This window comes from Saccharothrix sp. NRRL B-16348 (assembly GCF_001280085.1).
Classification (GTDB): domain Bacteria; phylum Actinomycetota; class Actinomycetes; order Mycobacteriales; family Pseudonocardiaceae; genus Actinosynnema.
This window is the reverse complement of sequence record NZ_LGED01000260.1, coordinates 17,345-35,966: the sequence shown is the minus strand read 5'-3', so window position 1 is coordinate 35,966 and position 18,622 is coordinate 17,345. Positions and strand designations below refer to the sequence as shown.

General features: G+C 72.5%; 15 protein-coding genes. 10 read left to right on the top strand and 5 right to left on the bottom strand.

From position 1 onward, the window contains the following. Window positions 1–96: 96 nt before the first annotated feature. Complete coding sequence (locus ADK67_RS43370; protein WP_053722445.1) at window positions 97–1,350, bottom strand: amino acid deaminase; 1,254 nt, start codon at window positions 1,348–1,350, stop codon at window positions 97–99. 102 nt (window positions 1,351–1,452) lie between these two features. Between ADK67_RS43370 and ADK67_RS43365 the strand changes: the two genes are divergently transcribed. The 3 genes from ADK67_RS43365 to ADK67_RS43355 are packed head-to-tail and all read left to right on the top strand — an operon-like array spanning window position 1,453 to window position 3,600. Continuing rightward, on the top strand, window positions 1,453–2,421 hold the full coding sequence (locus ADK67_RS43365; protein ID WP_082404716.1) for a sugar kinase: 969 nt from the start codon (window positions 1,453–1,455) through the stop codon (window positions 2,419–2,421). Further along, window positions 2,418–3,167 carry an IclR family transcriptional regulator gene (locus ADK67_RS43360; protein ID WP_053722444.1) on the top strand — a complete coding sequence of 250 codons (750 nt, stop codon included), beginning with the start codon at window positions 2,418–2,420 and terminating at the stop codon, window positions 3,165–3,167. The genes ADK67_RS43365 and ADK67_RS43360 overlap by 4 nt, the downstream gene beginning before the upstream one ends. A gap of 49 nt (window positions 3,168–3,216) precedes the next feature. After that, complete coding sequence (locus tag ADK67_RS43355) at window positions 3,217–3,600, top strand: RidA family protein (protein ID WP_053722443.1); 384 nt, start codon at window positions 3,217–3,219, stop codon at window positions 3,598–3,600. 157 nt (window positions 3,601–3,757) lie between these two features. On the opposite strand, the gene ADK67_RS43350 is transcribed toward ADK67_RS43355, so the two are convergent. Next, window positions 3,758–6,049 (bottom strand): ATP-binding protein, encoded by a 2,292-nt coding sequence (locus ADK67_RS43350; RefSeq protein WP_053722442.1) that lies wholly within the window; start codon window positions 6,047–6,049, stop codon window positions 3,758–3,760. Between the two features lie 107 nt (window positions 6,050–6,156). On the opposite strand from ADK67_RS43350, the gene ADK67_RS43345 reads away from it, so the two are divergent. Next, the gene (locus ADK67_RS43345) at window positions 6,157–6,753 is read left to right on the top strand and encodes a hypothetical protein (RefSeq protein ID WP_053722441.1); all 597 of its coding nucleotides are present in this window, start codon (window positions 6,157–6,159) and stop codon (window positions 6,751–6,753) included. 157 nt (window positions 6,754–6,910) lie between these two features. Here ADK67_RS43345 and ADK67_RS43340 read toward each other — a convergent pair whose 3' ends face one another. Beyond that, complete coding sequence (locus ADK67_RS43340; RefSeq protein WP_053722440.1) at window positions 6,911–7,261, bottom strand: DUF1844 domain-containing protein; 351 nt, start codon at window positions 7,259–7,261, stop codon at window positions 6,911–6,913. Window positions 7,262–7,528: 267 nt separating this feature from the next. Between ADK67_RS43340 and infC the strand changes: the two genes are divergently transcribed. The 4 genes from infC (at window position 7,529) to ADK67_RS43320 (ending at window position 9,711) form a co-directional block, all read left to right on the top strand. Continuing rightward, window positions 7,529–8,134: a translation initiation factor IF-3 gene (gene infC / locus ADK67_RS43335; RefSeq protein WP_053722439.1), complete on the top strand. Its 606-nt coding sequence runs from the start codon at window positions 7,529–7,531 to the stop codon at window positions 8,132–8,134. A 73-nt stretch (window positions 8,135–8,207) separates the two neighbouring features. After that, window positions 8,208–8,402, top strand: a complete 195-nt coding sequence (gene rpmI, locus ADK67_RS43330; protein ID WP_053722438.1) for a 50S ribosomal protein L35 — start codon at window positions 8,208–8,210, stop codon at window positions 8,400–8,402. 74 nt (window positions 8,403–8,476) lie between these two features. Further along, window positions 8,477–8,866: a 50S ribosomal protein L20 gene (rplT, locus tag ADK67_RS43325; protein ID WP_053722437.1), complete on the top strand. Its 390-nt coding sequence runs from the start codon at window positions 8,477–8,479 to the stop codon at window positions 8,864–8,866. Then, window positions 8,863–9,711 carry a TrmH family RNA methyltransferase gene (locus tag ADK67_RS43320; RefSeq protein WP_082404719.1) on the top strand — a complete coding sequence of 283 codons (849 nt, stop codon included), beginning with the start codon at window positions 8,863–8,865 and terminating at the stop codon, window positions 9,709–9,711. The genes rplT and ADK67_RS43320 overlap by 4 nt, the downstream gene beginning before the upstream one ends. A gap of 310 nt (window positions 9,712–10,021) precedes the next feature. Here ADK67_RS43320 and ADK67_RS43315 read toward each other — a convergent pair whose 3' ends face one another. Next, window positions 10,022–12,823 carry a hypothetical protein gene (locus ADK67_RS43315; protein WP_053722436.1) on the bottom strand — a complete coding sequence of 934 codons (2,802 nt, stop codon included), beginning with the start codon at window positions 12,821–12,823 and terminating at the stop codon, window positions 10,022–10,024. Next, window positions 12,820–14,574, bottom strand: coding sequence for an HSP90 family protein (locus ADK67_RS43310; RefSeq protein WP_053722435.1), 1,755 nt, complete (start codon window positions 14,572–14,574; stop codon window positions 12,820–12,822). The genes ADK67_RS43315 and ADK67_RS43310 overlap by 4 nt, the downstream gene beginning before the upstream one ends. Before the next feature lie 374 nt (window positions 14,575–14,948). On the opposite strand from ADK67_RS43310, the gene pheS reads away from it, so the two are divergent. Then, a complete protein-coding gene (gene pheS / locus ADK67_RS43305; protein WP_053722434.1) occupies window positions 14,949–16,016 on the top strand; it encodes a phenylalanine--tRNA ligase subunit alpha in 1,068 nt (355 codons plus the stop codon). 3 nt (window positions 16,017–16,019) lie between these two features. Next, complete coding sequence (pheT, locus tag ADK67_RS43300) at window positions 16,020–18,497, top strand: phenylalanine--tRNA ligase subunit beta (RefSeq protein ID WP_053722433.1); 2,478 nt, start codon at window positions 16,020–16,022, stop codon at window positions 18,495–18,497. The last annotated feature ends 125 nt before the right edge of the window (window positions 18,498–18,622 follow it).

Sequence of the window (18,622 nt, the reverse complement as noted above, 5' to 3'; positions counted from 1 at the left end):
ACTCGTCCAAGCCGGTCATCCACGCCTGGACATCCTCATCGACCAACACAAGATCGACAAGCTACCAGAACATGATCACGAACTGCGGCTGGAGTACTAGAAGTAGGTGCGCACCAGGTCGACCACGGTGGTGCCCTCGACCACCGGGATCAGCGGCCACTTGTCGAACACCGTGCAGGGGTGCGACAGGCCGAGGCCGACCCAGTCGCCGACCTCGACGTCGTCACCGGACAGCCGCACGAACGCGTGCTGGTCGTTGAGCGCGGTGACCTCGGCCCGCAACGGGCGCTCGACGCCGTCCCGGCCGCGCACGACCTGCGGCTCGGGCAGGCCCTCGTCGAACGACGCGTCCCGCTTGCCCAGCGTCAGCAGCGCCAGGTCCGGCTGCGGACGTGAGGTGACCTGCGCCCACGCGCGCAGCGCGCTGCGGAACGGTTGCGCGCCCGGCGTGCGGCCCAACGGCGAGATGCCGCGGTAGAACCCGTCGTCGTGGGTGATGTACGCGCCGCTGCGCAGCACCGGCCGCACCGGGAACGGCCACGGCTCGGTGAGCTTCGCGGCCACCTGGTCGAAGTACGCGCTGCCACCGGCGGTGACGATCGGCTCGTCCACGTCGACCAGGTCCCGCAGCGCGATCGCCAGGTCCCGCAACGAGGTCAGGTAGCCGTCCACGACCGACCGGGCCTCGGGTGACGCGTCGTGCGCCAGCGCGCCCTCGTAGCCGCCGACGCCGACCAGCCGCAATGAAGGGCTCGCGGCGGCGGCACGGGCCACCTCCAGCGCGGTGGCCTGGTCACGCGCGCCGGTCCGCCCGCCGCGGGCCCCGAGCTCGACCAGCACGTCGACCGGCCGTTCGACCGCGCCCAGCGCCTCGGTCATCCGCGCCACGCCCGCGACGGAATCAACCCAACAGGTGAACTCGAACGTGTCATCGGCGGCCAGTTCCGCGGCCAGCCACCGCAGCCCGGCGGGGTCGACGAGCTGGTTGGCCAGCACCACCCGCTCCACCCCGAACGCCCGGTAGACCCGAAGCTGGCTGGTGTTGGCCGCGGTGACGCCCCACGCGCCGTGCGCCAACTGGCGGGCGAACAGCTGCGGGGCCATGGTCGTCTTGCCGTGCGGCGCCAGCAGCACGCCGTGCTCGGCGCACCAGCGGGCCATCGTGGCGAGGTTGTGCTCCAAGGCGGCGGCGTCCAGCACGACCAGGGGGCCGACGAACCCGTCGGCGAACAGGTCGAGCCGGCGGGCCGCCACCTCGCCGATCGTGGCGCCGAACACCTCGGCGGGCAGGCCCTTGAACCGCCAGTCGACCCGCTCGTCGCGGATGGCGGCCACAGCGTCGAGATCCACGTGTCCCGCTCCTAACGTTGCGCATTACGCAACGGCTATTGCGCGATGTGATGCTGGAGTGTGTAACATTCGGTCACCGCCGCCGTCAATCAAGGAGTCGGGATGCGGTTCGACCTGCCGGGCGGCGTGGTGTGCCTCGGCGAGACCATGGCGGTGCTGGTGCCTGCCGAACCCGGCCCGGTGCGCGCGGCGCGCACGTGGACCCGGGCGATCGGCGGCGCCGAGTCCAACGTCGCCGTCCACCTGGCCCGGCTGGGCGTGCGCAGCCGCTGGGTGAGCGCGGTCGGCGACGACGCGTTCGGCGGCGCGGTCCTCGACGCGGTGAGCGGCGCGGGCGTGGACGTCACCGGCGTGCGCGTCGACCCCCACCGGCCGACCGGCCTCTACGTCAAGGAAGCCGCCGCGGAGGGCAGCCCCGTGCGCTACTACCGGCGCGGCTCGGCGGCGTCCGCGCTCGGACCGGACGCCCTCGACCGGTTGAACTGGGACGACGTGTCGTTGGTGCACGTCAGCGGCATCACCGCGGCGCTCTCCGACAGCTGCCTGGACCTGCTGCGCGCCGTCCTGCGCCGGCCGCGCCCCGCACCGGTGTCGTTCGACCTGAACTGGCGGCCCGCCCTGTGGCACGACCGCGACCCGTCCGTGCTGCGGGAACTCGCCGACGCGGCGGACATCGTGCTCGCCGGCTCCGACGAGGCGCAGGCCGTGTGGGGCACCGGCGACCCGGCGGAACTGCGGGCCGCGCTGCCCGGACCCACGACGCTCGTCGTCAAGCACGGCGCACGCGGCGCGACCGTGGTCGAAGGCGGCGCGACGACGTTCCAGCCCGGCCTGCGGGTGGACGTGGTGGAACCCGTCGGCGCGGGCGACGCGTTCGCCGCCGGCTACCTCGCCGCGCACCTGGCCGGCGAACCACCGGCCCGCCGGCTGCGCGTCGGGCACCTCCAAGCCGCCTCGGCCTTGCTCACCAGGGAGGATGTCGGCGAGTCGCTGCCGCCCGCGGTGACCGTGCCACTGCTGGACGCCGATTCCCGCACGTGGGCCGCCGCACACCTGAGGAGACGTCGATGAGCCAAAGCCTGGACCGGGCGCTGACCCTGGTGGGGGAACTGGCCACCGGGCCGAAGACGCTCGAGGAGCTCTCGGGCGTCATCGAGGTGCACAAGTCGACCACCATGAGGCTGCTGCGCACGCTCGAATCGCACCGGTTCGTGCAGCGCGAGGGCGTGCACCACTACCGGCTCGGCACCGCCCTGTTCGACCTGGCCAACCGGGCGCTGGAGGAACGGGACGTGCGGCGCAGCGCCGAGAACGCCCTGCGCGACCTCAACGCGCGCACCGGCTACACCGTCCACCTCGCCTCCTACGAGGACGGCGAGGTCATCTACATCGACAAGTACGACAGCACCCACCCGATGCGGATGTACTCGCGCATCGGCAGACGGGCCCCGCTGCACTGCACCGCCGTCGCCAAGGTGCTGCTGTCGGACCTGCCCGAGCCGCGCCGCCGCGAGGTCGCCCGGTCCATCGACTACGTGCCGCTGACCGCGAACACCATCACCACGCCGGACGCCTACCTGGCCGAGCTCGACCGCGTCCGCACCGCCGGCTACGCCGTGGACAACGCCGAGCACGAGGACTTCATCCACTGCGTCGCCGCGCCCATCCGCGGCGCCCGCGGCGAGGTCGTCGCGGCCGTGTCGATGTCCGTGCCCAAGGTGCTGCTCGACTTCGACGGGCTGCTCGGCCACCTGCCCGACCTGCTCGCCACCGCGCGGGCCGCCTCCGTCGAATGCGGCTGGACACCGCGTGACTGACGAACCAGCCGCGCGACCGAGGAACCACCAGAGAGGAAACGCACAACCCATGGCGAAGACCGAGATCAGGACCGCCGACGCGCCCACCCCCGTGGCCGCGTTCTCCCAGGGCGTCCGCAAGGGCCCCGTGCTCCAGGTGGCGGGCCAGGTCGCGTTCGACCCGGCCACCGGCGCCGTCGTCGGCGACACCCCGGCCGAGCAGACCCGGCAGGCGATGCGCAACGTGATCGCCGTGCTGGCCGCGGGCGGCGCGTCCCTCACCGACGTGGTGATGCTGCGCGTCTACCTCACCGACACCGCGCACTTCGCCGAGATGAACGCCGCCTACGGCGAGTTCGTCACCGAGCAGCCGTTCCCCGCGCGCACCACCGTCTACGTCGGACTGCCCGCCGGGCTGCTGGTCGAGATCGACGCGCTCGCCGTGCTCGACTGACCCGGACACCACACGAACGAGTCCAAAAGTCACACGAACGAGTGACTGCGGGTACTTCTGCCGGTTGTTCTGCGTGGTGCCGGGCGCGCCCGGGCGATTGACTGGGACCAACCCCAAGAGCACGTCAGGGAAGGATCCGGCGATGGCTGGGAACGCATCACCGATCGGCTGACTCCACGGCAGCGGCCCGGTCGCGGGACACCCCAGCCGCGACCGGGTCGCCCAGTTCGTCGTCGACGTCGGCCAACGCGCCGAGCACCACCGGCAGCCGGTGGTGCCGGTGCTCGGCCGCCAACGCCGCCGCCCGCGCCAACTCGACCCGCGCGCCCTCCGGATCACCGAGCCGGTGCAACGCCAACCCCCGCAGGTAGTGCGCGTCGCACTGGCTCGGCGGCGCCGTCGTCACCCGCAGCAGCTCCAACGCCTCGTCCGCCGCCGCCAGCACCTCCGGCCACCGCGCCAACCGGCCCAGCGTGTCCGCCGTGCGCACCAGCAGCGTCGCCGACATCTCGGTCGCCATCACCGGCGCCAACCGCAGCTTCCCCGCCCGCACGTTCGCCAGCAGCTCCCGCTGCACCTGCACCGCGTCCTCGTACCGCGCCAACCCGTCGAGCACCAACGCCAGGCACGACAACGAGATCTGCTCACCCAACGGGAACCCGGCCCGCCGGAACAGCTCCTGCGCCCGCCGCGCGCTGACCTGCGCCTCCTCCAACCGCCCCGTCCGCAGCTCCGACACCGACCGGTAGTGCACCGCCCAGCCCTGCTCCGTCACGTCACCCGCCGCCACCGACGCGCGCAACGCCTCGTCGTACAACGCCAACGCCTCCGGGTACCGGCGCATCAGCACCGACAGCGTCCACGTCAGGAAGTTCAGCTGCACGGCCTCGTCACGCACGCTGCCCAACGCCCGCGCCGCCGCCACCCCCGCCGTGAACACCTCGACCCACGTCTCCGCCCGACCCCGCTGGTCCGAGTACCAGTGCATCGCGGTGGCCAGCCGCAACACCTCCGCGTGCAACCCGTCCGCAGCCGCCCACCGCATCGCGCCCAACCAGTTCGCCGCCTCCGCGGTCAACCACGCGTCCGCGTCCTCCTGGCTGCTCAACGACCCCGACGGCGTCGTCCGCGCGTCCGGCCCGAAGAACCCCGCCGCCGTCACCGCCGTGCCCAGCAACCAGTCCACCACCCGCCGCCGCGCCTGCCCCACCACCGGCGCCGGCTCCTCGTCGACCAGCCGTTCACCGGCGAACACCCGGATCAGGTCGTGGAACACGTACCGGCCGGGCACCTCCGCGGTGTCCAGCAGGCTCATGTCCACCAACTCCTCCAACGTGTCCTCGGCGCTGAACCGGTCCACATCGGCCAGCACCGCCGCCAGGTCCGGCCCGAAGTCCGCGCCCGGCGCCAGCGACAGCCGCCGGAACAACGCCGCCGCCTTCGCGCCCAGCTGCCGGTACGACATCTCGAACGCCGTCCGCACCTGCAGGTCACCCGCCGTCAACGCGGACAACCGCCGCCGTTCATCCACCAGCTGCCCGGCCAGGTGCCCGATCGTCCACTTCGGACGGCTCGCCAGCCGGTTACCCGCGATCCGCAGCGCCAGCGGCAGGTGACCGCACAACTTCGCCACCCGCGCCGTCGCCACCGGCTCCGCGCCGACCCTCGCCCGCCCGGCGATCGCGCCGAGCAGGTCGAACGACTCGCCCGGGTCCAGCACGTCCAACCCCAGCCGCCGGCTCGCCTCCAACCCGCCGAGCACCAACCGGGACGTCACCACCACCAACGACCCCGACCCCGTCGCCAACAACGGCCGCACCTGCGCCTCGTCCGACGCGTTGTCCAGCACCAACAACGTCGACCGCTCCCGCAACCGCGCCCGGTACAGGTCCGACCGCTCCGCCTCGCCCGCCGGGACCTCCTTCTCCGGCACACCCAGCGCCAACAGCATCCGGTGCACCACCTCCGACGGGTGCACCGGCCGCACGTCCATCCCGCGCAGGTTGAAGAAGAAGCACCCGTCCGCGAAACGAGACGCCAATCGATACGCGGCCCGCACCGCCAACGCCGTCTTCCCCGCGCCCGGCGGACCGTGCACCACGACCAACGACGTGGTCCGCGTCCGCTCCGCCACCGCCGCCAACTCGGCCAACTCGCCCTCGCGACCCGTCAGGTCCGCCACGTCGGGCGGCAACGCCGACGGCGTCGCGGACGACGGCGCCCGCCGCGCCCGACCCTCCTTGGCCGCGTCCAACAACTCGCGGATCTCCTGCTCCGCCAACGAGAGCACACCCGCGAGCGCCTCCACCGTGCGCCGCTGGGGCCCCTTCGCGCGACCGCGCTCCATGTCGCTGATCGCCCGCACGCTGACCCCGGAACCCTCCGCCAGCTCCTCCTGCGTCAACCGGACCCGCAACCGGTGCGCGCGCAGCAGCTCACCGAACGTCATCCCCACGCTTTCGACATTAGTGCCACCGACCGCGACACCGACCCGCGGTCGCGGCGACGACCGTCACGTCGGCTCCCGGTAACGCCCGGGTGGTAAGACCACACCCCATGAAGTGGTACGCGGATCGTGCACCCCGGCTGGTGTGGCAAGTGGTCGCCGACCTCCTCGCGGTCGCCTGGACGTGGTTCTGGGTCAAGGTCGCCACAGCGGTGGGCGACGCGGTCCGCGCGTTGCGCGCGCCCGGCGACGGCCTGTCCGACGCCGGCCAGGGCCTGTCCGACACGTTCGGCGACGCCGCCGCCAAAGCCCGGGACGTACCGCTGGTCGGCGGGCGCCTCGCCGACGCGCTGGAACGCGGCCGGGCCGCGGGCGGCACGCTCACCGACGCGGGCGAGGCCCAGGTGCAGGCCGTCGAGTCCACCGCGCTGTGGCTCACCATCGCGCTCATCGCCGTGCCGCTGGCGTTCGCGCTGATCACGTGGCTGCCGCTGCGGCTCCGGTTCGCCCGGCGGGCCGCGGTGGCCCGACGGCTGCGCGACCAGGGGCGGTTCGACCTGCTCGCGCTGCACGCGCTGAACACGCTCTCGCTGCGCGACCTGGCCGCGTTCCCCGGCGACCCGGTGGAGGGCTGGCGGCGCCAGGACCCCGAGGTCATCAGGGCCCTGGCCGCCCGCCGCCTGCGCGCCAGCGGCATCCGCCCTTAACCGCGCGCACCCGTGCGCACACAATCCGTCACCCGCGTGTCGAACCCTCAGCTCGCGCGTGTCCTACGTTCAGAACACGCGTGTCCTACGTTCAGAACACGCGTGTCCTACGTTCAGAACGCGTGAGTCCTACGTTCAGGACCCCTGAGTTCAACGCTCAGTACACCGGGCCGGTGTACTTCTCGCCCGGGCCCTGGCCCGGCTCGTCCGGGTACGCCGACGCCTCGCGGAACGCCCGCTGCACGGACTGCAGGCCCTCGCGCAGCGGCCCGGCGTGCGGGCCCAGGTACTCGGCGGACGCGGTGACCAGGCCGGCCAGCGCGGTGATCAGGCGGCGGGCCTCGTCGAGGTCGCGGCGGGGGCTGTGCTCGGGGTCTTCGTCGGCCAGGCCGAGGCGTTCGGCGGCGGAGGAGAGCAGCATGATCGCCGCCTTGCTGATCACCTCGACGCTGGGAACATCGGACAGGTCGCGGACGTTGTTCGAAGGCAGGTCGGTCACGGGAGCCATTCTCGCAACCGCACCGGACCGGTTGCCGATTCGGGGGTTGACAAGGCCGTCTGCTACTATTCTCCGCGCGACCAGTCCCCGCACCTGTGGGGACGGCAAGTGGAGCCCCGCTCCCACCCGAGTCTGCCGCTTCGTGCAGGTGGCCGGGTCCGGTCCATCGAAGGGTCGACTGCGCCCTTCGTTGTGCGATCGGTAGGAAGCGGGCCTCACACCGGGCAGGTGTGGGGCCTCTTGTCTTTGGCGCACAACGAGTCACAAAGGACGTGAATGACAAGTCCCTCGAACCGAGGTGCTCCGGTGAGCACCGAGCCGCGCATCAACGACCGCATCCGCGTGCCCGAGGTTCGTCTGGTCGGGCCGAACGGCGAGCAGGTCGGGATCGTTCGCATCGAGGACGCGCTCCGACTCGCCCAGGAATCGGATCTCGACCTCGTCGAGGTCGCCGCACAGGCTCGGCCGCCGGTCTGCAAGCTCATGGACTACGGCAAGTTCAAGTACGAGAGCGCGCAGAAGGCACGTGAATCGCGCCGCAACCAGCAGCTGACGGTCATCAAGGAGCAGAAGCTCCGGCCGAAGATCGACCCGCACGACTACCTGACGAAGAAGGGCCACGTGGCCCGCTTCCTGTCGCACGGGAACAAGGTCAAGGTGACCATCATGTTCCGCGGCCGTGAGCAGTCCCGGCCGGAACTGGGATACCGACTGCTGCAGAGGCTCGCCGAGGACGTCGCCGAGCTGGGGTTCGTGGAGTCGAACCCGAAGCAGGACGGTCGCAACATGATCATGGTGTTGGCGCCCCACAAGACCACGAAGACCCGTCCGATCAGGAACGACGGCGCCGACGAGGCGACGGACGAGTCTGTCGAAGAATGATCTCCCGGCCTCCGGGCCGGGAGCAAGCATGGCCGCCCCCATCCCCGGTGGCTGCACGAGACTGAGGACGGAAATGCCCAAGAACAAGAGCCACAGCGGGACCTCCAAGCGAGTGAAGGTCACCGGCAGCGGCAAGCTCGTCCGCGAGAAGGCCGGCAAGCGCCACCTGCTGGAGAAGAAGTCCAGCAAGCTGACGCGTCGCCTCTCCGGCACGACCGAGGTCGCGAAGAACGACGTGCCGCGGCTGAAGAAGCTGCTCGGCCTCTGAGGCCTTAAGACCTTCATTCCCTTGAACACCGGGGTCGGCCCCCACCGACCCCACGAGATCGACAGGATGGACCCGTGGCACGCGTCAAAAGGGCAGTGAACGCCCAGAAGAAGCGCCGTACCACCCTTGAGCTCGCCAGCGGCTACCGCGGCCAGCGTTCGAGGCTGTACCGCAAGGCCAAGGAGCAGGTGCTCCACTCGCTCAACTACGCCTACCGGGACCGCCGCGCCCGCAAGGGTGACTTCCGGAAGCTGTGGATCCAGCGCATCAACGCCGGTGTCCGCGCCAACGGCATGACGTACAACCGCTTCATCCAGGGCATGCGGCTCGCCGGCATCGAGGTGGACCGCAAGATCCTCGCCGAGCTGGCCGTCAGCGACCCCGGCGCGTTCACCGCGCTGGTCGAGGCCGCTCGCGCCGCCCTGCCGAGCGATGTCAACGCGCCCGTCGAGGACAAGGCCTGAGCGCGGACGATCGCGCACCACGACCCGGGGATGCTCCGTTCACCGAACGGACTCCCCGGGTCGTTGCCGCTAGGCGGCTGACCAGGCGTTCCGGTCGGGACCGCGCCGAGCGCTTCCTCGCCGAGGGCGCGCAGGCCGTGCGCGAGGCCCTGGCCTGGGCGGCAGCCGGGCGCGGCCGGGTGCACGAACTCTTCGTGACCGAGGCCGCCGCCACCCGCAACCGTTCGCTGGTGCACGCCGCCGTCGACGCCGGCGTGCCGGTGAGCGCCGTGACCGACAAGGCCGCCGCCGCGCTGTCGGAGACCGTGACGCCGCAGGGCCTCGTCGCCTCGTGCTCGCTGGTCGACGTGCCGGTGGCGGAGGCGCTCGCGCCGGGCGTGCGGCTGGTGGCCGTGTTGCACGGCGTGGCGGACCCGGGCAACGCGGGCACCGTGGTGCGCGTGGCGGACGCGGCGGGCGCGGACGCGGTGATCTTCGCGGGCGACACGGTCGACCCGCACAACGGCAAGTGCGTGCGCGCGTCCACGGGCAGCGTGTTCCACCTGCCGATCGCGCGGGTGCGGGACGCCGGCGAGGCGTTCGCGGCGTGCCGGGACGTGGGGCTGCGGTTGGTCGCGGCGGACGGGTACGCGCCCGAGGACCTGGTGACGGCTGACCTGCGCGGTGATCTCGCGGCGCCCACGGGGTGGGTGTTCGGCAGCGAGGCGCACGGGTTGCCGGACGAGGTCGTGGCGGGCTTGGACGCTTCGCTGAAGGTGCCGATCTACGGCGGGGCGGAGAGCCTCAACCTCGCGACGGCCGCCGCGGTGTGCCTTTACGCTTCCGCTCGCGCTCAGCGGGTCTGACGTCTCGCGGCGGGCTCGGCCGATGTGCACGCTCGGTGGGGCTGAGGCCAGTGCGGCTGGGTGACCGGGGTTGCTGAGGCTGGTGTGCCGGGGCCGGTGGCCCGGTGATGGGGGTCCGGGGTGGGGTGTGGTTTGGGCTCGGGTGCTGGTGCCTTGGCCGGCCTCCTTCTTGTTTCTAGGCGACGCGCGAGATCGATTTTGGTTCTCGGTAGGCCGGTGATTCGCTCGATCTGGTGATCATGGTTGACATTCTGCCTGGGACTGCTCCGGCGTGCTGACCAGCGGTTTTGCTGGTCGGCACGCCGGTTTGTCAGGCTTCCAGGCGGCTGGTCAGGGTGCGGAGTAGAGGGTCGCCCGAGGTGGGTTTGGCTTGGGTTCGGAGGGCTTCCTCGAGGACGTTCGCGATGTCGCCGAGGATCTGCGGCGGTGTCTCGTCGTTGATCAGGTTGCCGGCGCGGCGGGCTTCCGCTTCCGCGTTGGCCGGGTCGTCCGAGTCCAGGAGGAACCTCGCGCCCCGGGCCACCAGGAACATCTGCCAGTCCGGGTCGCCCAGTTGGGCGGCCAGTTCCTCGGCGATGCCGTTCTGCTCGATCGCCGCCGCGTGGTCGCCCGCCTGGACGTGCAGGAACGCCCGGATCGCGGCGATCCTGGCGGTCAGGTGGGTGCGGTGGTCCGGGTCTTCCACGGCAGACAGGAGGCGTTCCGCCTCGGTCAGGGTGGTGGCGCACTCGGCTGCTTCCTCGTTCGGCAGCGCGGCGGCGGCTTCGACCAGGGAGCCCGCGGCTTCGGCCGGTTCCGACACCTCCTGCCACGCCGCCGCGGCGCCCTGGTAGGCGGACGCGGCTTCCAGCGGCAGGTCCAGGCGCCGAAGGACTCCCGCCAGGACGTCGAGAACCATGGCCCGGCGCCACGGTTCGTCGGCGGGCACCAGGCCCAGGGCCACTTCCAGGTGGCGGCGGGCGGCCTCGGTCTCGTCCAGCCGGGCGCACACCTGACCCAGCCGGTAGCGGACGGGGACGACGACGTCCGGGTCCACGTCGCCGCCGTCGATCACGCGCACGGCTTCTTCCAGCGCTTCGGCGGCCTCGACGAAACGGCCGGCCTTCAGGTAGCCGCCGGCCAGGGCGTAGCACGCCTTCGCCACGTCGTCCGGCACGCCCAGCTCGTGGCCGACGGTCACCGCGTCACGCAGTTCCGCCAGGTGCTCGGCTTCCAGCCCCAGCCGTTCGATCGACGCGACCCGCTGCCGGTGCGTCTCGGCCGTCCACGGTCCGCGCGGCGAGCTGAACGCGCCCACGAACTCGGCGGCGACGCGCACCGCCTCCTCGTCACCGCGCACGGTCTGGATCTTCAGCAGCAGGCGCAGCGCGTCGAACCGCACCGACGCGGTCGGCGAGTCCGACAGCACGTCCGCCACCTCGGCGTGCGCCTCGTCCAGCTGACCCATCGTCGCCAGGTGCTGCGCCCGGTCGCAGCGCGCCCGCGACACCAGCTCCGGTACCTCGGCCCGGGCCAGCTCCAACGCCTCGGCGGTCAACGCGCCCTGCTCGTCGGTCTCGTCCGCGTCCGCCAGCAGGTCCGCCAGCAGCAACCTGGTCAGCACCCGCGTGTACGGGGTGCCGGCGACGTCCGCCTCGGCCAGGCACGTGCGCGCCACCGCGACGGACTCGGCCGGCCCGTCGTCCTCGGCGCGCAGCCCCGCGCCGCGCGCCCGGAACCGGTTGGCCAGGTCGTGCTCGCCGCACGCGGCCAGCCGCTCGACCGCCGCGTCCAGCTCGGCCAGCACCTCCGCCTTCGGCCGCACGTGCCCGCCGACGATCGCCCGCCGCGCCGCGACCAGCGCGCCCAGCGTCTCCGGCAGCAGCGGGTCCATGTCCTCCGGCAACGACCGCAGCAGCCGCATGCCGACGATGAACTCGCCGCCGTCGAACGCGTCGCACAGCTGCCGCGCCAGCTCGACCGGGTCGGCGACCGCCACCGGCTCTTCCTCGTCGACGACGGGAGCGGGCGCGGCCTCGATCGGCACGGCCAGCGGCACGGGGACCGTGTCCGCCGCGGCCAACGTCCGCCGTATGCGGGCGCTCACCGCGTCACTGCCGTTGCGCCGGTCGAACCTGGCCGCGATCTCCAGCGCCTGCGCCTCCAGCAGCTCGCGCAGCTCCGGCGCGGACAGCACGGTCGTCCGCCCGTCCCGCGGCACGGCGAACTCCTCGTCCGGCGAGACCCGGCTGAGCAGCAGCGCGGCCCCCGCGGCGAAGTGCATGGCCCGTGACGGGCTGGTCGAGTGGTGCACCCGGTGCAGGTGGCCGCGCAGCAGGTCGACGCCGCGCCGCACGTTGCCCGACGTCGCGCAGAACTCCAGGTGGTCGTCCAGGTAGCCGCCGACCAGGTCGTCGCGCACCAGCCGGTACGCCACCACGTGCGCCTGCCTGGCCCGGTCCACGTCGCCGAGCGCCACGAACGCGGGCGTCAACGTGGTCAGGATGCCCTGCGGCTGGGTGGCGCAGCCGGTGTCCTGCTCCAGCTGGTGCTCGGCGTGCGCGACGGCCTCGGCGTGCCTGCCCTGCCGGATCAGGTGCCCGGCCTGCTCCTCGATGACGCACGCCTCGCAGTCGCTCATCGGGCCGCGGTCCATCGCCAGGTACTTCGCGAAGTGCTCCCGGTACGCGTCGTCGTCGCCGACGTGCGCGGCCAGGTCGGCGCGCGCGCCGTGCACCGGCTGCATCGAGTACCCGAGCCGCTGGTAGCGCGCGGCGAGCTGGTCGACGAACGAGCCGATCTGCTCCAGCGTGAACCGGGGGTCCGCGATCAGGCCGCTGACGATCCACTTGTGCGCCCAGTCGTAGCTGTGCGTCTCCCACTCGTCGAACGCCGTGGGGTCGCGCTGCTCGGCCGTGCCGCACCAGGCGAACGGCGCCAGCATCAGGTCGTAGCGGCCCAGGTCGTAGGCCGAGCGGATCAGCGCGATCCGGCAGCTCACGGCCAGCGGCAGGTGGTCGAGGGCGTCCGCGGCCCGGGCCGCGCGCTCCAACGCCTCGTGCCGCGCCATGCCCTCCGGCATGTGGTAGGCCTCGACGAACTGCCGCTCGGCGGCTTCCTTCTCCTCGTTCACAGGTGATCCCCCACAGCGCGATCCAGCAGTTCCAGGAACGAGCGGTTCAGCGCCGCGGTGTCCTTCGGGCGCATCGGACGCCGTGCCTGCAGCAGTGCGTGCACGTACAGCGACTCCACGGTCAGCTCCACCAGCGCCGGGTCGGTCAGCTGCGCCAGCCGCCGCACCAGCGGGTTGCGGCAGTTGAGCACGAGCCGCTGCGCCGCGTCCGACGTCGACTCGGCCAGGCTGCCCAGCAGCTCCGCCCACAGCGGGTCGGCCTGCTCGCCGACCTGCTGCGCGTCCCGCTTGCGCTCGGCCTCCACGTTCGTGACCAGCAGCGCGGGCAGCGAGCCCGGGTCGAAGTCGCGCGGCACGGCCTCGCAGTCGTGCCGCTCCAGCACGTCCTTGGCCATGGTGAGCCGTTCGCGCAGCGCGCGGTCCAGCTCGGCGTCCGGGTCGCCCAGCGCGGCCAGCACCTCGCTCGGCGCGACCCGGCGCGCGGCCGTGTGGCCGTCCAGGGCGACCAGCCGTTCCATGATCTCCGCGTCGTAGGCGTAGCCCGCGTTGACCAGGCCCATGCCCTGGGCGTGCGCGACCGGCGCGAGCTGGCGGAACTCGTCCACGTCCGGCACGTGCGCGATGGTGCCGTGCTTGCGGCGGAACTGGCGCAGCGACTGCGGGCCGTCGGTGGTCTCGAACGGCAGCCACCGCTCGACCAGCCGCAGCATCTCGTCGTCCACCCTGGCCAGCGACTTGATGCCGAGGTGGTGGGCGTCGAGGAGGGCCTGGGTGCGGTCCGGGTTCGTCGCGTCGAGCCGGACGAGCCAGTCGCGGACCTGGCGGCCCAGCTCCTCGCGCACGGCGAGCAGCGTCTCGTCCTGGTAGAGCGACTCGCGGCTCGCGGTGGGCCGCAGCGACGTGGAGTCGACCACGCAGCGCACGAAGTACGCCCACTCCGGCAGCAGGCCCTCGATGGCGTCGCCGACGAGCATCCGCTTCAGGTAGACGCGGTGCGACTGCCGCGCGCCGGGGTGCACGCCGCGCGGCAGCACGTAGGCGACGCCGCGCAGGCCGACCGTCGGCACCTCGACCGGGATCGCGTCGAACGGGCGCACGCCCAGCACCTTCTCGCCGTACTCCAACGCGTCGTCGACCCACGGCAGCTCGCCGTGCGTGACGACCTCGTCGCCGATCCGGACCGTCACCGGCAGCAGCTCGCCGTACTCGGCGACCAGCGCCTTCACCACGTCGTGCTCGAGCCAGTGCTCGGAGTCGCGGTGCGGCACCAGCTCGATGGTGGTGCCGATCTCGGCGCGCGCGTCGTCGTCGACGGTCACCTCGTAGTTGCCCGCCGCGTCGGCCGTCCACCGCACCGCGGGACCGCCCTTGACCGAGCGGCTGACGAGCCGGATGCGTTCGGCGACCAGGAACGCCGACAGCAGGCCGACGCCGAACTGGCCCAGGAAGCCCTGGCGGGCGAAGCCGAGGTCGTCGCGCTTGGACGTGCGGCCGAGCGTGGACAGCAGGTCGTGCACCTCGCGCTCGGTGAGGCCGATGCCGGTGTCGGAGATGCGGAGGGTGCCGCCGGAGGACCCGACCGGCTCGATCACGACCTCGCCCGGCGCGTCCGGTTGCAGCGCGCGGCGGGCGGTGATCGCGTCCACCGCGTTCTGCAGCAGCTCGCGCACGTACACGCGGGGGCTGCTGTAGAGGTGGTGGCTGAGCAGGTCGATGATCCCGCGCAGGTCGACACCGAAGGTGTGTGCCATGGGACTGGAGTTCACCTCGGGTCAGGTCACGGGGGAGGGACGATTCTAAGGGCGTGCCGGCGGCTTGTGACCCGGTTTTCCGCTGATCGCCCGCCGGGGTCCTGCTCGCGGGGTCAAGACTGCCACGGCCCACCGACAATTCCGGCGCGGCCGGGTTGCGGTCCGGCTACCGCACTTCGTTGCCTGGATGGCTCCCGAGCCCGTGCCGCTGGACTTGTCCACCGGCAACCCCGATGTGCCCGGACGAGCCGGCACACCCGGTCGGACGGCGGTTCAGGCGGGTTCGGCCCGATCACCTAGGATCGGAGCGCTACTCCGCATGCCGTGCGGAGGGCTGACCACCAGTTGTCCGTGACGGGAGCTGTCCACCAACCATGTCCGGAGCCAACGACCCGTACGACCCCAAGCAGGTCGCGGCGCTCTCCCCGGAAGCGCTCGGCGCGGCGGTCGAGCAGGCTCGTGAGGCGTTCGCGAAGGCGGCCGACCTCGACGAGCTCGCCGCCGTGAAACCGAGCCACCTGGGCGACCGCTCGCCGGTCCTGCTGGCCCGCCGCGAGATCGGCGCGCTGCCACCCGCCGCGAAGGCGGAGGCGGGCAAGCGGGTGAACGAGGCGCAGAACGCGGTCAAGGCCGCGTTCGAGGAGCGCCGCGCCCGGTTGCAGGCCGAGCGCGACGAACGGGTGCTGCGCGAGGAGACGGTCGACGTCACGCTGCCGTGGGACCGCGTGCCCCGCGGCGCCCGCCACCCGATCTCCACCCTCGCCGAGCGCATCGGCGACGTCTTCGTGGCCATGGGCTACGAGGTCGCCGAGGGCCCGGAGCTGGAGACCGAGTGGTTCAACTTCGACGCGTTGAACTTCGGCAAGGACCACCCGGCGCGCACCATGCAGGACACGTTCTACGTGGCGCCCGCCGACTCCGGCCTGGTCCTGCGCACGCACACCAGCCCGGTGCAGGCCCGCACGCTGCTGGACCGCGAGCTGCCCGTGTACGTGGTGTGCCCCGGCCGCACGTTCCGCACCGACGAGCTGGACGCCACCCACACCCCCGTCTTCCACCAGGTCGAAGGCCTGGCCGTGGACAAGGGCCTGACCATGGCGCACCTGAAGGGCACGCTCGACGCGTTCGCCCGCGCCATGTTCGGCGAGGACTCCAAGACCCGCCTGCGGCCGAGCTTCTTCCCGTTCACCGAGCCGTCCGCCGAGGTGGACGTGTGGTTCCCGGAGAAGAAGGGCGGCGCGGGCTGGGTCGAGTGGGGCGGCTGCGGCATGGTCAACCCGAACGTGCTGCGCAACTGCGGCGTGGACCCCGACGTGTACTCCGGGTTCGCGTTCGGCATGGGCCTGGAGCGCACGCTGCAGTTCCGCAACGGCCTGCCCGACATGCGGGACATGGTCGAAGGCGATGTCCGCTTCACCCAGCCATTCGGAACGGAGGCCTGACCGGTGCGCATTCCGGTTACCTGGCTGGTCGAGAACCTCGAGTTCGCCGAGACGCCCACGCCCGAGCAGCTCGCCGAGGCGTTCGTCCGGATCGGCATCGAGGTCGAGGACGTCCACAAGCTCGACTCGGTCACGGGTCCGCTCGTCGCGGGCCGCGTGGTGGAGATCGAGGAGCTGACCGAGTTCAAGAAGCCGATCCGCTACTGCCAGGTCGAGGTCGGCCCGGACCAGGTCAACGGCATCGTGTGCGGCGCGTCGAACTTCCAGGAGGGCGACACGGTCGTGGTGGCGCTGCCGGGCGCGGTGCTGCCCGGCGACTTCACCATCGCCGCCCGCAAGACCTACGGCAAGACCAGCAACGGCATGATCTGCTCGGCCCGCGAGCTGGGCCTGGGCGACGACCACGCGGGGATCATGGTGCTGCCCAGCGGCACCGCGCAGCCCGGTGACGACGCGCTGGAGCTGCTCGGCCTCGGCGACACGGTGATCGAGGTCGCGCCGACCCCCGACCGGGGCTACGCGTTCTCCGTGCGCGGCCTGGCCCGCGAGATCGCGTGCGCGTTCGACGTGCCCTACCGCGACCCCGGCACGGCCGAGGTGCCCGAGGGCGAGGGCGAGGTGCTGCCGGTCACGGTCGAGGACCCGGTGGCGTGCCCCCGGTTCGTGGCCCGCCGCGTCAGCGGTGTCGACCCGACCGCGCCGACGCCGTGGTGGATGCGCCGCCGGCTGATGCTGGCGGGCATCCGGTCGATCTCGCTGCCGGTGGACGTCACCAACTACGTGATGCTGGAGCTGGGCCAGCCGCTGCACGCGTTCGACGCGGCGTCGGTCAAGGGCGGCCTGGTGGTGCGGCGCGCGGTGGCCGGCGAGAAGCTGACCACGCTGGACGAGCAGGTCCGCGCGCTGGACCCGGACGACATCGTGATCGCCGACGACACCGGCGTGATCTCGCTGGCCGGCGTGATGGGCGGCGCGAGCACCGAGGTGTCCGCGACCAGCTCGGACATCCTGCTGGAGGCGGCGAACTGGGACCCGGCGTCCATCGCCCGCACGGTGCGCAGGCACAAGCTGCCCAGCGAGGCGGCGAAGCGGTTCGAGCGCACCGTCGACCCGGCGCTGGCACCGGTCGCGCTGGAGCGCGCGGCCCGGCTGCTGGACATGTTCGGCGACGGCAGCATCAAGCCCGGCCGCACGGACGTGGGCACGCCCGCGCAGCCCAAGCCGGTGTCGATGCCGATCAACCTGCCCGACAAGGTCGCCGGGGTGAACTACGCCCGCGGCGTGACCGCGCGCCGGCTCGGCCAGATCGGCTGCCAGGTCGAGGTCACCACCGGTGACGACGGCGCGACCATGGTCACCGCGATCCCGCCGACGTGGCGCTCGGACCTGACCCAGCCCGCCGACCTGGTGGAGGAGGTGCTGCGGCTGGAGGGCTACGACACGATCCCGTCCACGCTGCCGCCCGCGCCCGCCGGTCGCGGGTTGACCGAGCAGCAGCGCCGCCGCCGCACGGTGTCGCGCGCGTTGGCGGAGAACGGGTTCGTCGAGGTCAAGCCGTTCCCGTTCGTGGCGCCGTCGGTGTTCGACGCGCTGGGGCTGCCCGAGGGCGACGTGCGGCGCAACACGGTGAGCGTGCTCAACCCGCTGGAGTCGGACAAGCACGCGCTGGCCACCACGCTGGTGCCGGGGCTGCTGGAGACGGTGCAGCGGAACCTGGCGCGCGGCCAGAAGGACGTCGCGGTCTACACGATCGCCCAGGTGACGTTGCCGCGCACGCAGCAGGTGCCGGTGCCGCAGGTGGGTGTCGGCGAGCGGCCGTCGGACGCGCAGGTGGCGTCGTTGCTGGCGGCCCTGCCGCAGCAGCCGGTGCACGTGGCGGCCGTGCTGGCGGGCCACCGCGAGCAGGCAGGCTGGTGGGGCAAGGGCAGGCAGGCGGACTGGGCGGACGCGGTGCAGGCCGCGCGGCTGGTCGGCCAGGCCTACGGGGTGGAGCTGACCGCGGTCGCCTCCGACCTGGCGCCGTGGCACCCCGGCCGGTGCGCCGAGCTGCGCGTCGGCGACTGGCCCGTCGGCCACGCGGGTGAGCTGCACCCGAAGGTCGTGGAGGCGCTGGGGTTGCCGAAGCGGACCGTGGCGATGGAGCTGGACCTCGACGCGCTGCCGCTGACCGACCACCGGCCCGCGCCGGTCGTGTCGGCGTACCCGCCGGTGCTGCTGGACGTGGCCGTGGTCGTGCCCGCGGAGGTGCCCGCCGAGCAGGTGGCGCGGGTGCTGCGCGGCGGCGGTGGGTCGTTGCTGGAGGACATCCGGCTGTTCGACGTCTACACCGGTGACCAGGTCGGCGAGGGCAAGCGGTCGCTGGCCTACTCGCTGCGGTTCCGCGCGCCGGACCGCACGCTGACCGTGGACGAGGCGACGGCGGCGCGTGACGCGGCCGTGGCCGCCGCGGCGGAGCGCTTCGGCGCGGTGCTGAGAGCCTGACGCGAACGTCCCGGATCCGCACCAGTGCGGGTCCGGGACTACGCCGCTCGGGTGAATCACCCCGTGGTGGTGACGAGGAGAACGTGCAGTTCACGCGCTGTAGCGTGACGTGTCAAGAGGTCCAA